Source organism: Xanthomonas hydrangeae, assembly GCF_032697525.1.
GTDB lineage: Bacteria > Pseudomonadota > Gammaproteobacteria > Xanthomonadales > Xanthomonadaceae > Xanthomonas > Xanthomonas hydrangeae.
The window spans coordinates 1,411,557-1,425,988 of the sequence record NZ_CP103836.1 but is presented as its reverse complement, the minus strand read 5'-3'; the positions used below and the strand labels follow the sequence as shown (position 1 = coordinate 1,425,988).

The 14,432-nt window shown below is 59.9% G+C and carries 9 protein-coding genes and 1 other RNA gene; 8 read left to right on the top strand and 2 right to left on the bottom strand.

Annotation, left to right across the window (positions count from 1 at the left end; all coding sequences use genetic code 11):
• Positions 1-21 precede the first annotated feature (21 nt).
• The 3 genes from NYR97_RS05775 to NYR97_RS05765 all read left to right on the top strand — a co-directional run bounded on the left by NYR97_RS05775 (position 22) and on the right by NYR97_RS05765 (position 7,629).
• Positions 22-5,337 carry an RHS repeat-associated core domain-containing protein gene (locus NYR97_RS05775; RefSeq protein ID WP_316697051.1) on the top strand — a complete coding sequence of 1,772 codons (5,316 nt, stop codon included), beginning with the start codon at positions 22-24 and terminating at the stop codon, positions 5,335-5,337.
• A 6-nt stretch (positions 5,338-5,343) separates the two neighbouring features.
• A complete protein-coding gene (locus tag NYR97_RS05770; RefSeq protein ID WP_316697050.1) occupies positions 5,344-5,907 on the top strand; it encodes a hypothetical protein in 564 nt (187 codons plus the stop codon).
• Positions 5,908-5,976: 69 nt separating this feature from the next.
• Positions 5,977-7,629, top strand: a complete 1,653-nt coding sequence (locus tag NYR97_RS05765; RefSeq protein ID WP_316697049.1) for an RHS repeat domain-containing protein — start codon at positions 5,977-5,979, stop codon at positions 7,627-7,629.
• A 541-nt stretch (positions 7,630-8,170) separates the two neighbouring features.
• Here the strand turns inward: NYR97_RS05765 and NYR97_RS05760 are convergent.
• Entirely contained in the window at positions 8,171-8,947 is a 777-nt protein-coding gene (locus tag NYR97_RS05760; RefSeq protein WP_316697048.1) for an SDR family NAD(P)-dependent oxidoreductase, read from the bottom strand.
• A 170-nt stretch (positions 8,948-9,117) separates the two neighbouring features.
• On the opposite strand from NYR97_RS05760, the gene NYR97_RS05755 reads away from it, so the two are divergent.
• The 4 genes from NYR97_RS05755 (at position 9,118) to NYR97_RS05740 (ending at position 12,140) form a co-directional block, all read left to right on the top strand.
• Positions 9,118-9,194: non-coding RNA, sX9 sRNA (locus tag NYR97_RS05755), on the top strand.
• 243 nt (positions 9,195-9,437) lie between these two features.
• Positions 9,438-10,853, top strand: coding sequence for an FAD/NAD(P)-binding protein (locus tag NYR97_RS05750; protein WP_316697047.1), 1,416 nt, complete (start codon positions 9,438-9,440; stop codon positions 10,851-10,853).
• Positions 10,854-11,239: 386 nt separating this feature from the next.
• On the top strand, positions 11,240-11,671 hold the full coding sequence (locus tag NYR97_RS05745; protein ID WP_006448758.1) for a VirK family protein: 432 nt from the start codon (positions 11,240-11,242) through the stop codon (positions 11,669-11,671).
• Between the two features lie 31 nt (positions 11,672-11,702).
• Positions 11,703-12,140 (top strand): VirK family protein, encoded by a 438-nt coding sequence (locus tag NYR97_RS05740; RefSeq protein ID WP_205393474.1) that lies wholly within the window; start codon positions 11,703-11,705, stop codon positions 12,138-12,140.
• An 85-nt stretch (positions 12,141-12,225) separates the two neighbouring features.
• On the opposite strand, the gene NYR97_RS05735 is transcribed toward NYR97_RS05740, so the two are convergent.
• Entirely contained in the window at positions 12,226-13,692 is a 1,467-nt protein-coding gene (locus NYR97_RS05735; protein WP_316697046.1) for a TolC family protein, read from the bottom strand.
• A gap of 90 nt (positions 13,693-13,782) precedes the next feature.
• On the opposite strand from NYR97_RS05735, the gene NYR97_RS05730 reads away from it, so the two are divergent.
• The gene (locus NYR97_RS05730; RefSeq protein WP_205393476.1) at positions 13,783-14,400 is read left to right on the top strand and encodes a TetR/AcrR family transcriptional regulator; all 618 of its coding nucleotides are present in this window, start codon (positions 13,783-13,785) and stop codon (positions 14,398-14,400) included.
• Positions 14,401-14,432: the final 32 nt, after the last annotated feature.

Here is a 14,432-nt window from a genome sequence, read left to right as displayed (position 1 = left end):
CGCGATTCCAAGGATGCCGAAATGGAAGCTGGCAACAAGACACCGAAGCATTGGCTCTGGAGCACCAGCCTGGGCATGCTTGCTGCTTTATCGAGCACTGGCTCGGCCAGCTGGGCTCAATCACCGAGCTTGGCAAGTGCTCCCGCGACAAACGCGAATGCAGTTGCTCCAGGCTATGCATCAGTAGCTCAACGGCTTTCGCTTAGCGGCGACCAGACGCTACGTCTGGAAGCGTCTGGTACCTCCATAGTCTTGACGACACAGGGCAAGCAACTGCGAGTTCGCTCCTGGACGCTTCCTGAGCAACGCATAGGCGCCAGTCTGACCCGGCTAGCCGATGGACAGGTGCTGATCTGGGGCGGTGCAAGCGCACAAGGCGCACTGCGTGCAGGCGGATATTTGCTCGATCCCGAGCAAGATAGGTTGCAGCCTATTGCACTGGCAGGTGTGAGTCCACGTGCGCACCACAGTGCGACAGTGTTGACAGATGGTCAGTTGCTGCTGGCAGGCGGTCTAGGGAACCCAGGTCAAGCTCAACTCTGGAATCCACAGACCCAGCATGTGGTGACGTTGGTGATGCCTGCCAGGACTGGCCAGATCGCTACCCTGCAGGCCGATGGCCAGGTGCGCCTGTCTGGAGGGACGGCAGCAAGTGCCGGTGCACGTACCGATCTGTTGTTCGACCCGGTAGCTCAAACGTTCGTTACAGCTCAACCTCACTGGACAGCTTCGGCGGATACGGCGCTGGCTGCATCGCTTCCAGCAACCAGGGAAGCCCAGGCCGATCCCGGCACTCGTATCGCACTGCGTTTTACGCGACCGGTGCGAGGCGCGGATGTCAAAGACACGACGGTATCGCTGATGGGGCCAGGGGGACTGGTGGATACGCGCGTATCTACAGCGGAAGGCGGCCGGCTCGTTTTCATCCAGCCCAAGACCACACTCTTTCCGGACACGAGCTACACGGTGCTGGCGCAGGGACTGCATGGTCTCGATGGTAAAGCTGTGCCGCTATCTGTCGTTGAATTCAAGACCCGTGCGATTGAAGGTGCTGCCGGTGCAGCAGCCGCCACTACCAATGCTACGGGCAACGATACTGCAGACATCCAGAAAAACCCGGCCTTGATGGGGTGCGGAACTGACCATCCCTCACCATGCAAGAAGTCGTCCTCGTTGACTGAAGGCGCTTGGCAGCCAGGCCAGGACAGCACCGATTCGCGCTGGCGTGTCCAGGGCGCGCAACCTGAAGCTTTGCCGATCAGTGCGCTTGAAGTTGCTGCCATGGCCAGTGGGCTGACCAGCGTCAGCGGACAAGTGCTGCTGGTCGATGGTCGGCCTCTTGCAGGCGTGGAGATCAGCGTCGGGTTGAGCAAGACACGCACGGACCCGACAGGACGGTTTGTGCTCACGGGTATCGCAACAGGTCGGCAAGAGCTCTATGTCGATGGCACGTCCGCCAACATCGCCGGGCGTGAGTACGGCCAATTCGTCGTGGGTGTGGATATTAAGGCCGGTCAGCTCACCCGGTTGCCGTACACCATGTACGTACCGCAGATCAGTGCACGCGATAAGACAAACATTGCCTCGCCATTGAAGCGGGACGTGGTGGTCACCCATCCGGACATCCCCGGTCTGCAGATTCATATCCCGGCCGGTACCGTGATTCGCGATCGCAAGGGTAATCTGGTCAATGAGCTGGCGATCGTGCCTACGCCAGTCAATCGTGCTCCGTTCCCGGTGCCCGCCAACTACCCGATGTACTTCACGCTTGAGCCAGGTGGTGCGCTGATTCAGGGCTTGACGCCGCAAGCCGCACAGGGCGTCAAGGTGCTGTATCCCAACTACGACAAATTGCCGACAGGCACGCAAGCCAACTTCTGGATCTACGAGCCAGCTGAAGGGTGGCGGGTTTACGGCAAGGGACGGGTGACCTCCGATGGCACACGTATCGCACCAGAGGCTGGTGTAGGTCTGTATCAGGCCATGGGGGCAAGTTACAGCGTTGATACCAATACCCCGCCTCCCGAGCCTGACAAGCCGCCAGTCAGCGACGGGTGTAATTGCGATGCTGGTGGCGCGGGTGCGACCGCAGGTGATCCGATCGACCTTTACACGGGAGAATTTTCCTATGAGGAGACTGACGCGGTTGTGAGCGGACTTTCGCCTATCGCGATCACCCGCTTCTACAGGCCCCGCGAACTTTTGAAGCGTGATTTCGGCATCGGCACCGCTGCGGGTTTCCGTTACACCTTGTACTCGCCGGCTGGTGATTACAATCAGCTTCACTTGGTGCTACCGAGCGGTGCGCCGATCATTTTCAGCCGAACATCGGGGAGTGGGCTCACCGGCCAGTGGGCGCAGTCCGGCTCTTTCTCAGGCTATGCGGGTTCCACCATCACGCAGGGCACTCCATCGGGACACGGCTATCTGCTTGCCTTGCGCGATGGCAGCAAAATGTACTTCAACCAGTACTCTCCAAACCAGCTCGAATGGACGACTGATCGGTTTGGTAACCGAGTCGATTATGTCTACGATGCCGGCCTGGTCTCACGTATCGTATCGGCGAATGGTCGTTATCTGGCGATCACCTACGACAGCAGCAATCGGATTAGCAGCGTCAAGGACCCATTGGGCAGCACTTGGTCCTACGCATACAACTCTGACGGATACCTAAGCAGGGTCACTCGCCCTGATGGGACTACGCGCAGCTTCACCTATAAAGTGCGTGAAAAGACACTGATGATTCCAGCGCAGGTCCGCTTGCAGGGAATCTTTGATGGCAAGAATCAGCGCGTGTTATGGAATGAGTTTGAAGAGGATTTTGGATTATTAACCGGCCGTGTGGTCAAGCAGACGCAGGCAGATGGTGGCGTGTTGACCATCGACTACGCCCATGTCGAAGGAAACACGCTTGGTAGATTGATCACCAAGCCTGACGGCAGCAAGCGACGCGTGACGTTTGATCCGGCTACCCTTTATCCGAAGACCGACACTGCTGCCTATGGTACGAACCTCGCTCAGACCATCACCTACGAACGCGGTGCCGGCGGGCAGATCACTGCCCAGATCGATCCCCTTGGGCGGCGCACCGAATTTTCCTACGATGGCAGCGGTCGCAAGACGCAGATCAAGGTGATGGCAGGGACCACCGAGGCTCGCACGACTACCTTGGTTTACAACGCCGATGGCGATCTCGCATCGATCACCGACCCGCTCAACCACAAGACCAGCTTCGGCTACACCAGCCGTTGCCTGACGTCGGTCACCAACCCACTGGGCAAAGTCACCAAAGCAACCTGCAATGCCGCAGGACAACGCCTCACCTTGACCGACGCTCTGAATCACACCACGAACTTCATCTGGACCGGCGAAGACCTGACTCAAATTAGTGATCCTCTAGGTCGCAATGTGCACTTCCGCTATGACGTGTTGGGACGGATGATTGCCGCCCAGGACGTGCAGGGCAACCTCTCGCGGATGGAGTACGACGGACTGGGTCGGGCAGTGAAGTCCATCGATCCGTTAGGGAATACCGTGCAGACGGGCTTCGACGCCAACGGTAACGTCGCCGCAATTTTGTTGCCGCATGGCAACGGCGTGACGTATACCTATGACGAACGCGATCGTCGCGTGACACGTACCGACGCACTGGGCCAGGTGGAGCGCTGGACCTACGACAAGATGGACCGGGTAAAAACCTATACGGACCGGCGCAAACGTGTCACTACCTATGCCTACGACACCTTGGGTCGGCCGACTACGACGACTTTCCCCAGCATGGGCGGCACCCTGACCGCCAGCTACGACGCCGGTAACCGGATGGTGGCGCTAGCCGACAGCCTGTCCGGCACGTTGGGCTGGAGTTATGACAACTTCGACCAGGTTGCTGCGGCCAACAGCCCGCAAGGGACGATCACGTATGGCTACGACGCGGCAGGCCGGCGCACGCGCATGCAGGCGGCCACCCAGGCGGAAGTCGTCTATGGTTACGACAATGCCGACCGTCTGACCGGCATCACCCACGGTGCCGAAAAGGTGAGCTTCGCCTACGACACTGCCAACCGCCTCACCACGCAAACCCTGCCCAACCAGGTGCAAACGGTCTACACCTACAACAACGCCGACCAGGTTACCGGCATGGCCTGGGGCAAGGCCGGGCAGCCAGCGTTAGGCAGCCTGGGTTACGGCTATAACACCGTGGGCCAATTGGTCGCCCAAACCGGCACGCACGCGCCACAGTCACTTCCGGCCGCCAGCAGCAGCAACAGCTTCGACGACAACAATCGGCAAACCGCAGCCAACAACGTTGCGCTGAGCTACGACGAGAGCGGCAACCTGCTCTCGGACGGCAGCCGCACCTACGTCTGGGACGACCGCGACCGGCTGAGCCAGATCCAGCAAGGCGGCGCTACGATTGCCAGCTTCAGCTATGACGCATTGGGACGGCGTACGGCCAAGACCGAGGGTGGCACGAGCATGCAGTACCTTTACGACGGCCTGGACACGGTGCAGGAGACGCAAGGCAGCACCGTCAACCCAATCCTCACCGGGCTTGGCCTCGACCAGCGCTATGCACGCAACGACACGGGCGGCAGGACGTACTTCCTAACCGACCAGCTGGGCAGCACGCGCTTGCTGACGAATGCGGCGGGTAACGCGGTGCAGCGGTATGAGTATGATCCGTACGGCACGACCGCTCAGAGCAGTACGGCTTACACCAATCCGTACCAATACACTGGACGGGAAAAGGACGCGAGCGGCCTGTACTATTACCGGGCGAGATATTATCGGCCGCAGTGGGGGCGGTTTATCAGCGAAGATCCAATTGGATTAAGTGGTGGCAGTAACTCATATGTGTATGTCGGCAACGCACCAACTATTTTTATAGATCCACTTGGTTTAGATCGAGTGGTCACTTATCAAAATCTTGGATTTACTGCTTATTACGATAATCAGGGGAATTACGTCAATTCATGGCCTTCACGTAGTGCCGTGGCTAGGAATTCCAAGCCTGGTGCGGCTGGTCCATATCATTCGGATAATGTTTATCCGTCAGACGGCCCCCATCACGGCAAGCCGGTTGAGTATGGACCGAATGATATACTTAAAACAGATGATGGTAGGGGTAGGTGGTTGCATGGCGGTGGTACAGGTCTTGCGGACCCCCAAAGTCCGAGGCAGGGTTGGAAGCCAACATTGGGTTGCACGAGGATGCAGAATGAGGACATTCAGCAACTTGTAGATCTAGTTCGAGAAGTTAAAGCGAAAGATCCAACTAGGGTCATTACGTACGATAGGTATGATTACGTAAGGCCGACGATAGTTCCTATTTGGTGAATTTTTATGTCGACAACTAAAAAAACTTTTATTCTTGCTTTGGTTCTGCTTCTGGTGGCTTGGACTGGAATTGGAGATAGATCAGAAGACTATGTAAAAAAATCTTTCTTGCTTGCCGATTTCTCCCCTCATGTATATGATGATTTGCAAATTATAAAGCGTTATGGGAAGGGGGAGGTTAGTGAGTTACAGTATGATTTTATAAGATCTTTTTACGATAAGTCGTCGCAATTATGGGTTAGTTTTATTGGAGATAAGGAGATTTCAAGTGAGTTCAGGGTGGTGCAAGAAGTTTTAATATCAAAATATGGACCAAGCACAAAGCGTGTGGGTAGGTTGGAGTCGATATCTAAAATATCATTATTTAATATAAAAATTGGCGACCCGCGAAATTTGGTGGAAGCTGTTGCTAAAAATAAGCGTAATTTTTCTTTTAGTAAAGTCCAGTTGTTTGGTGCTCAAGTCGATCAAATTTTATTTTTTCCAACAGAGCGGGATTCAAACACATTTTACAAATTTTATTTAAAAAATGGGGTTGTTGTTGGAATCGCAGTTTGCGTGAGTGACTGACTTGAAATGTGGGAAAAATCGTTGTTACCACAATAAGCTTTAAAATCGACCGACCCCTTTGGGAGCGCTGTGCAGACGGGCTTCGACGCCAACGGTAACGTCGCCGCAATTTTGTTACCGCATGGCAACGGCGTGACGTATACCTGCGACGAACGCGATCGTTGCGTGACACGTACCGACGCACTGGGCCAGGTGGAGCGCTGGACCTACGACAAGATGGACCGGGTAAAAACCTATACGGACCGGCGCAAACGTGTCACTACCTATGTCTACGACACCTTGGGTCGGTCGACCACGACGACCTTCCCCAGCATGGGCGGCACCCTGACCGCCAGCTACGACGCCGGTAACCGGATGGTGGCGCTAGCCGACAGCCTGTCCGGCACGTTGGGCTGGAGTTATGACAACTTCGACCAGGTTGCTGCGGCCAACAGCCCGCAAGGGACGATCACGTATGGCTACGACGCGGCAGGCCGGCGCACGCGCATGCAGGCGGCCACCCAGGCGGAAGTCGTCTATGGTTACGACAATGCCGACCGTCTGACCGGCATCACCCACGGTGCCGAAAAGGTGAGCTTCGCCTACGACACTGCCAACCGCCTCACCACGCAAACCCTGCCCAACCAGGTGCAAACGGTCTACACCTACAACAACGCCGACCAGGTTACCGGCATGGCCTGGGGCAAGGCCGGGCAGCCAGCGTTAGGCAGCCTGGGTTACGGCTATAACACCGTGGGCCAATTGGTCGCCCAAACCGGCACGCACGCGCCACAGTCACTTCCGGCCGCCAGCAGCAGCAACAGCTTCGACGACAACAATCGGCAAACCGCAGCCAACAACGTTGCGCTGAGCTACGACGAGAGCGGCAACCTGCTCTCGGACGGCAGCCGCACCTACGTCTGGGACGACCGCGACCGGCTGAGCCAGATCCAGCAAGGCGGCGCCACGATTGCCAGCTTCAGCTATGACGCATTGGGACGGCGTACGGCCAAGACCGAGGGTGGCACGAGCATGCAGTACCTTTACGACGGCCTGGACACGGTGCAGGAGACGCAAGGCAGCACCGTCAACCCAATCCTCACCGGGCTTGGCCTCGACCAGCGCTATGCACGCAACGACACGGGCGGCAGGACGTACTTCCTAACCGACCAGCTGGGCAGCACGCGCTTGCTGACGAATGCGGCGGGTAACGCGGTGCAGCGGTATGAGTATGATCCGTACGGCACGACCGCTCAGAGCAGTGCGGCTTACACCAATCCGTACCAATACACTGGACGGGAAAAGGACGCGAGCGGCCTGTACTATTACCGGGCGAGATATTATCGGCCGCAGTGGGGGCGGTTTATCAGCGAAGATCCAATTGGATTGGCTGGCGGGATAAACTATCATGCCTATGTAGGCGGGAATCCTGTAATTTTCTCGGATCCTTTCGGCTTAGCGCGTTTCGGGTTTAGGCCGCTGGGCGATGGTCAGGATAGATTTGGTGCTGGCGAAGCACCCAGTGGTGGTTCCAATGCGGAGCGCGCGCATGAACAGTTATGGTTCGATGACAATAAGGAAGAAAACGTAGGATTTTTCGCTGGCACCGGCGACGGTAATGGATTTCAACTCTGTGGCGAGAAAGGTGAAGTGCGAAGCGATGGTGGGCGCAATCGTAACCAGTACACATTCTTCGGCAGTACCTATGATGACTCCACTATGCGTGATGCAGTAAAAAATTAAGTGCCGAATGGAAAAATAAGAGCTACTGCTTGCTAGGGCAGAACTGCCAAAAATTCGCGGATGCACTTCGGGATGAGTACGGGCGGCAGAAGGCGAGAGGAGGTAGATAATGCGTATGTCGATTGGATTTTGGAGTGGAATTATTTTATGGATTGGAATGCCTTAGGGGCTTTTGTGGGCTTCAGATCATCTTCCTTACGGCTTGGTGTGGCTGGAATTGCATCAGTTATATTACTTGCCTCTAGCATCCTGGCTGGGCAGTCCTTTCTTCGTAAGTGACAAGGACCTCTCATTCAATGTCCTGCCGGCCGGAAGAGCTTCAATAATTTTATTCTACCTATTGGTCACTGTGTTAATAATTATCTTTCAACGATGAAATGTCCAAAGGTCAGCACGCGGACTTAATTGATATGTGTTCAGGCCTATGGGAGCTGCTGAGAATCTTCAGTTGCCTAAGCAATTGTTTGCCTAGATTGACGGCTTTGTACCGAAAGCATAACTGGCCGATAGCTCATGTGTGTCCAACGTGGGGGACAATAGCTCACACCCCCAACGACTGCCCACCATCCACCGCCAGCACTTGCCCGGTAATCCAGCGCGCTTGCGGCGATGCCAGAAACAACGCCGCATCGGCAATGTGCTGCACCTGCCCGAATCCGCCGAATGGGATGCTGTCGCGGATGCGTGCATACAGTTCCGGTTCTTCATCGCGACGCCGCGCCCATAGCCCGTCGGGAAATTCGATCGAGCCGGGCGCGATCGCGTTGACGCGGATGCGCTCGCGCGCCAGTTCGGCGGCCAGCGTGGTGGTGTAGTAATTGAGCGCCGCCTTGGCGGTGGAATAGGCGATCGCGCGCGGCGTGGGGCGTTGCGCGTTTATCGAGCTGATATTGAGGATCACCGCCGCATCGCTGTTGCGTAAGTGCGGTAGCGCGGCGCGATTGCAGCGCACTGCGGCCATCAGATCCACGTCCAGGCCGGCTTGCCAGCTTGCGTCGTCGTTGCCATGTCCATAGCCGGAGGCGTTGTTGATCACCACGTCCAGGCCATTCAATGCCTGCGCTGCAGCATCCACATAGGCCTCGATTTGCACAGCATCCGACAGGTCGCAGGCGAAGGTGTGTACCGGTGCGCCATGCGGCGCCAACGCATGTGCGGCGTGTGCGAGGCCGTCGGCATTGCGTGCGCACAGCGAGACGTGCGCGCCGTTGCGCACGAACGCGTCGGCAATGGCCAGACCGATGCCACGGCTACCGCCGGCGATCAGCACGCGTTGATCGCGCGGCGAGACTTGCATGGGTGCTGCGGGAATGGACATGGCGTGCACTCGATCGGAAACCGGCATTATCGAGCAGCTTGGTCATGACGCACTGTTCGGCGCCATTGCAGTGTTGGACGTACCATCGCAGGTGCACCCAAAATCCAAGGGCGGCTAACAAAATTACTGCGCTCACCGCCAGACGCGCGCAGCCGTTGCTCGGAATCGGCATGTGCCACTCATACACTTCGGTTCTGAGCGCGCTGTCCGCATGCCCCCGGCAACTGCTCGCTACATTTTGCTAGCTACTCTCAATTGCGGTGCGCAGCGCTGCGCTGCGAGCCACGTGGGGAGCCATGCACCAGTATCTACCTGCGGTCGCGTGCGCTGTCATCTACATGCAATGCGACGCGCGCGCCGCCTGCGCCACAAGCCTCATCACCAAGCATGATCAGCTCATGCGTTTTCGCTTGCTCGCCGCTAACCATTTGTTTACACGTTCGCGCCGCGCTGCGGGCACAACGTGCGGGTCATTCAGTGGGAGTTGCACATGGAAACCCATATCACCGTCATCGGTGCCGGCTTTTGCGGTACCGCGCTGGTCCGTGCGCTGGCGCAGACGGCCGATGCCCAGGTCCGCATCACCCTGGTCGGCGTGGCTGAGACCTTCGGCAGCGGCATTGCGTATGGCGCGGCGCGGCCGGAGCACTTGCTCAACGTGCGTGCCAAAGACCTGGGGATCGATGCACAGGCGCCCGGTGCATTCGCAGATACCCTGCATCTTGGCGACAGCGGGCGATTGGAATTCCTGCCGCGCCTTGCCTATGGCGATTATCTGCGCAGCGAGCTGGATACCGCAGTCAGTGGCGCGCAGGCCTCGATTGTGCGGCTGTCGCAGGAAGCCGTGGCAGTGGAGCGCGTGCGCAAGGGGTTTCGCGTGTTTCTGGTCAATGGCGATGCCTTCCATAGCGACCGCGTGGTGTTGGCGGTCGGTGCACTGCAGCCGCAGGCGCTTGCCGGCATCGGCCCGCGCTTGAGCGTGCATCCGCGCTACATCGGGTGGCCGTGGCAGGGCGATGCCCTGGCGCAGTTGTCGCCCGACGATGACGTGCTGATCGTTGGCACCGGGCTGACCATGGTGGATGTGGCATTGACCCTGCATGCGCGCGGGCATCGTGGCCGGCTGGTGGCGATTTCGCGGCGTGGCTTGGCACCACAGGCGCATCTGCGCCAGCCTGGCGCGGCGCTGGAATTGCCGCCGCATCTGCAACGCGCGCTCAAGGACGCCGACCTGCGTGGCCTGCTGCGCGGCGTGCGTCAGCTGAGTGCGGTGGTCGACGATTGGCGGCGCGTGGTGGATGCCTTGCGCCCGCATCTGCAGCCACTGTGGCAGCGGCTGGAGTTACCTGAGCGTGCGCGCTTTCTGCGTCACTTGCGGCCGTATTGGGAAGTGGCGCGGCATCGCGTTGCGCCGGGTGCGGCGGAGCAACTGGCGCAGCTGCAGGCCTCGGGCCAATTGCAGGTGACTGCAGCGCGCCTGCTACGTGCGCGTTGGGTGCCCGATGGCGTGGAGGCGGTGATCCGCCCGCGTGGTGCTGCCGATGCGCAGACCGGGCACTACGACGCGGTGATCCGCGCCACCGGCCTGGACACCGACATCGACCGCACCAGCGATCCGCTGATCGCCGGCATGCGCGAAGCCGGTCTGCTGCGTGCCGATCCGCTTGGGTTGGGTGTGGACACCGACGATCAATTACGGGTGCGCGATGGCGCCGGGCAAATCGTGCCAGGGCTGTACTGCGTTGGTCCGCTGTTGCGTGGGCGCTATTGGGAAATCACCGCCGTGCCGGAGTTGCGCGTCGCTACACGCGCATTGGCCGAGCGTCTGTTGTTGGGCGCGATGCCGGCGTTACAGCCGGAGCCGGAGCCGGAACATGTGCCGCGCGAGGCGAATGCGCGTTTGTAGGTGGCCGTACCCTCACCCCCACCCCTCTCCCGCAGGAGAAAGGCTTTAACCCTTCTCTCGTCGGGAGAAGGTGCGCCGCAGGGGCGGATGAGGCTACGAGCGCAGCCTCGCACAGTTGGACGATGCGAGTAGCTGCGCTCCGTACCCCCACCCCAACCCCTCTCCCGATGGGAGAGGGGCTTGTCGCTCCTTCCAGCGGGATCTTGATCTGCGCGCGCAGGTATAGGCCTCATCTCGCCATCTCGCGCGGACTTCGCCAAACAGCGCAATCATGCAGCGTGATGCGTAGCGCACTGCACCGGTGCAGACAGGAGTAGGTCATGTTGATCGGCCTGGGCTGATTACAGTCCGGGTCGCTTCATCCTCTCGTCCGCCTGGAGTCTGCCATGCCCCGTCTTGCTGCCACTGCCTTGCTCGCCACGCTGTGCGCTTGCGCGCTACCCGCGTGGGCCAGCGAATCGCTCAATACCCGTGCTGAAGTGCTCGCGGCTCTGGAGGCCGGCTATGACGTCAGCCTGACGACCGACCTCGCTCGCTGCACGCCCGAAGAAGGCACCCCGGTCACCCAGACCCGTGGCGGCCGCCATATCGATGCCTATCGCATCACCGAGGACGGCACCGCCGCATTCTCCGGCTCGCATTTCACCGTGGCCAACGACGGCAAGCCGATCCAGCAGTTCATGCGTTATCAGCTGCGCCCGGATGGCAGCGTGCGTTTCACCACCTACATGTACGACCTGCCGGGTCTGCAACAACGTGGGCCGGTGCTGGCCTATCAATGCACGATCAACCAGGGCATCCGCTTCCACGCCGATTGAGTGCGTTTGCCCCTCATTACCGAGAAAGCACATGTCCTCACGTCTGTATTTTTCACTTGCTATCGCAGTGCTGTCAGCCAGCGCGGTTCCCGCATTCGCCACGCAATCGTTGAACACGCAAGCGAGCCTGATCGATGCGTTGGAGACCGGCCGCAATGTGGCGGTGTCGGTCGATCTGTCGCGCTGCACGGCCGAAGCGGGTACTGCATCCAGTCGCAGCCGCGGCGGTGTGCGGATCGGCGCCTACCGTCTTACCGCGGACGGCACCTTGGCGTTTTCAGACACCCAGTTCATCGCTGCCAGCAGCGATGGCAGGCCGTTCCAGCAGTTCCAGCGCTACCAGGTGCTTGCCGACAACAGTGTGCGGCTGACCACCTACATGTACGACCTGCCGAGCCTGCAGCAACGCGGGGCACTGCTGGCGTATCAATGCACGATCAATCAGGGCATTCGCTTCCACGCGCACTGAACGCGCCGATGCGTTGCGCGATGCCACCTGAGCGAGTGGCATCGTGTCGATGACGCTACAGCATCAACATACAACCTGATGGCGACTACTGCACCGCAACCGCAACCGCATCGGTGGCGCCGGATTGCCAGCCACCGCCCAGCGCCTTGAAGGTGGCCACTGCACTGCGTGCCGCATCGGTGCGCGCCTGCACCTGCGCATCGGAGGCACGCAGCAAGCTGTCGTCGGCATTCAAGACTTCGATCAGGCTGACCACGCCTTTTTCATAGGCCAGCGCAGATGCACCACGCGCCTTGCCGAGTGCATCCACACCTTGCGATAACACCGCTGCCTGCTGCTCGCGTTTGACCAGTGCGGTCAACGCATTCTCCACGTCTTCCGTGGCGCGCAACACGGCCAGGCGATACGCGGCCAGCTGCTCGGCTTCCTGTCCTTTGGCCTGTGCGATCTGCGCATTGATGCGGCCGAAATCGAACAGCCGCCAGCGCAAACCCAGCACGCCGGCAGATTGGCTGGCATCGCCGGTGAACAGGTTGGCGCCGGAGATGGCGGTGGCGCTGCCGAGTAATCCGCTGAGCGAAAATTTCGGGTAGTACTCGGCCATCGCCACGCCGATGCGCGCGTTCGACGCTGCTAGCCGGCGCTCGGCAACGATCAGATCCGGGCGGCGCCGCAGCAGGTCGCCAGGCGTGCCCGTTTCGGCAATGCGCGGTGCAAGTGGAATGGGTTTGCTTGTGGCCAGCTCTGCACGATGCGTCCCTGGCGCAACGCCCAACATCACGTCCAGTGCATTCATCGCCGCGACCACGCCGCTTTCGATACCGGGCACCGATGCCTGCGCCTGTGCAAGCGCGCCTTGTGCCTGGTGCAGCTGCAGCTCGGGGGCGAGTCCTTTGCCATGCAGCAGCGTCACCATGGACAGCAGGCCCTGCTGGGTGGCGACCTGGCGCTGCGCCACCTCCAGTCGTGCCTGCAGGCCGCGGATGCTGATGTAGATGTCGGCGGTCTGCGCGGCCACCGCCAGACGGGTGGCCGCTGCACCGGCTTCGCTGGCCTGGTAGTCGGCGAGTGCGGCCTGGCGCCCGCGGCGCAGGCCGCCGAACAGATCCAGCTCCCAGCTCGCGCCCAGGTTGGCTTCGTAGGTGCTGGCATAGCGGTCGAAGTTGGGCGTGCTGTTGAGCACCTGGCCGAGCGGCGTTTCCAGCGACTGGTAGGCGCGGGTCGCGTTGCCGCTGATGTTGCCTGAAGGCAGCAGTGCGGCCGTGGCAGCGGTCAGCCCGGCGCGGGCTTGACTGACACGTGCGCTGGCCTGGGCCAGGTCCAGGTTCTGCGCCAGCGCCTGGGTGACGTAGCGGCTCAGGTCCGGGTCGTCGAAACCGGTCCACCAGGTCGATAGATCGGCCTGTGTGGCGGCCTGGCGCTGCTCGGCCGCTGCCTGGCCGAGATAGCGATCGGGCAGGGGCGCCGAAGGGCGGGCGTACTCGGGGCCAACGGCGCAGCCTGCGGCAAGACTGGCGGCGATGAGCGCGGCAAGGGTGCGAAGTGACGACATGACGGTACCGACGAAGGCAATGGCGGGGTGTGACTATAATACGAAATGGTCACTTTTGTGCGGATTGTGTTTGAGCGCTAAGCTGTCGGCATGAGCAAAGCATCCAGCTATCCCGTTTCAGGCCGTGGTCCGGCCGATCACGATGTGCGCGACCAGATCGTGGCAGCGGCAACCGAGCACTTCAGCCGCTACGGCTACGAGAAGACGGCCGTGTCCGATCTGGCCAAGGCGATCGGGTTCTCCAAGGCCTACATCTACAAGTTCTTCCCGTCCAAGCAGGCGATCGGCGAGATGATCTGCAGCAATTGCCTGCGCGTGATCGAGGACGAAGTCCGCGCGGCACTGGCAGAGACCGAGTCGCCGCCGGAGAAATTGCGCAGGATGTTCAAGGTGATCATCGAAGCCAGCCTTCGGTTGTTCTTCCAGGACCGCAAGCTTTACGAGATCGCCGCGTCGGCGGCCACGGAGCGCTGGCAGTCGGTGCTGACCTATGAAGAGCGCATCCAGAAACTGCTGCAGGAGATCCTGCTGCAAGGGCGGCAGAGCGGCGATTTCGAGCGCAAGACGCCGCTGGACGAGTCGACCCAGGCCTTGTACGTGTTGATCCGGCCGTACACCAATCCACTGCTGATGCAGCACAGCCTGGACGTCATCGACGATGTTCCGGGGCTGCTGTCGAGTCTGGTGCTGCGGAGTTTGTCGCCCTAGAGGTGGTTGTGACTATTGACTGTTTTAGTCAC

What these genes read in the sequence shown, in the direction of transcription:
- NYR97_RS05775 (WP_316697051.1), top strand. Translation starts at nt 22, where the DNA reads ATGGAAGCTGGCAACAAGACACCGAAGCATTGGCTCTGGAGCACCAGC.
- NYR97_RS05770 (WP_316697050.1), top strand. Translation starts at nt 5,344, where the DNA reads ATGTCGACAACTAAAAAAACTTTTATTCTTGCTTTGGTTCTGCTTCTG.
- NYR97_RS05760 (WP_316697048.1), bottom strand. Translation starts at nt 8,947, where the DNA reads ATGTCCATTCCCGCAGCACCCATGCAAGTCTCGCCGCGCGATCAACGC.
- NYR97_RS05750 (WP_316697047.1), top strand. Translation starts at nt 9,438, where the DNA reads ATGGAAACCCATATCACCGTCATCGGTGCCGGCTTTTGCGGTACCGCG.
- NYR97_RS05745 (WP_006448758.1), top strand. Translation starts at nt 11,240, where the DNA reads ATGCCCCGTCTTGCTGCCACTGCCTTGCTCGCCACGCTGTGCGCTTGC.
- NYR97_RS05740 (WP_205393474.1), top strand. Translation starts at nt 11,703, where the DNA reads ATGTCCTCACGTCTGTATTTTTCACTTGCTATCGCAGTGCTGTCAGCC.
- NYR97_RS05735 (WP_316697046.1), bottom strand. Translation starts at nt 13,692, where the DNA reads ATGTCGTCACTTCGCACCCTTGCCGCGCTCATCGCCGCCAGTCTTGCC.
- NYR97_RS05730 (WP_205393476.1), top strand. Translation starts at nt 13,783, where the DNA reads ATGAGCAAAGCATCCAGCTATCCCGTTTCAGGCCGTGGTCCGGCCGAT.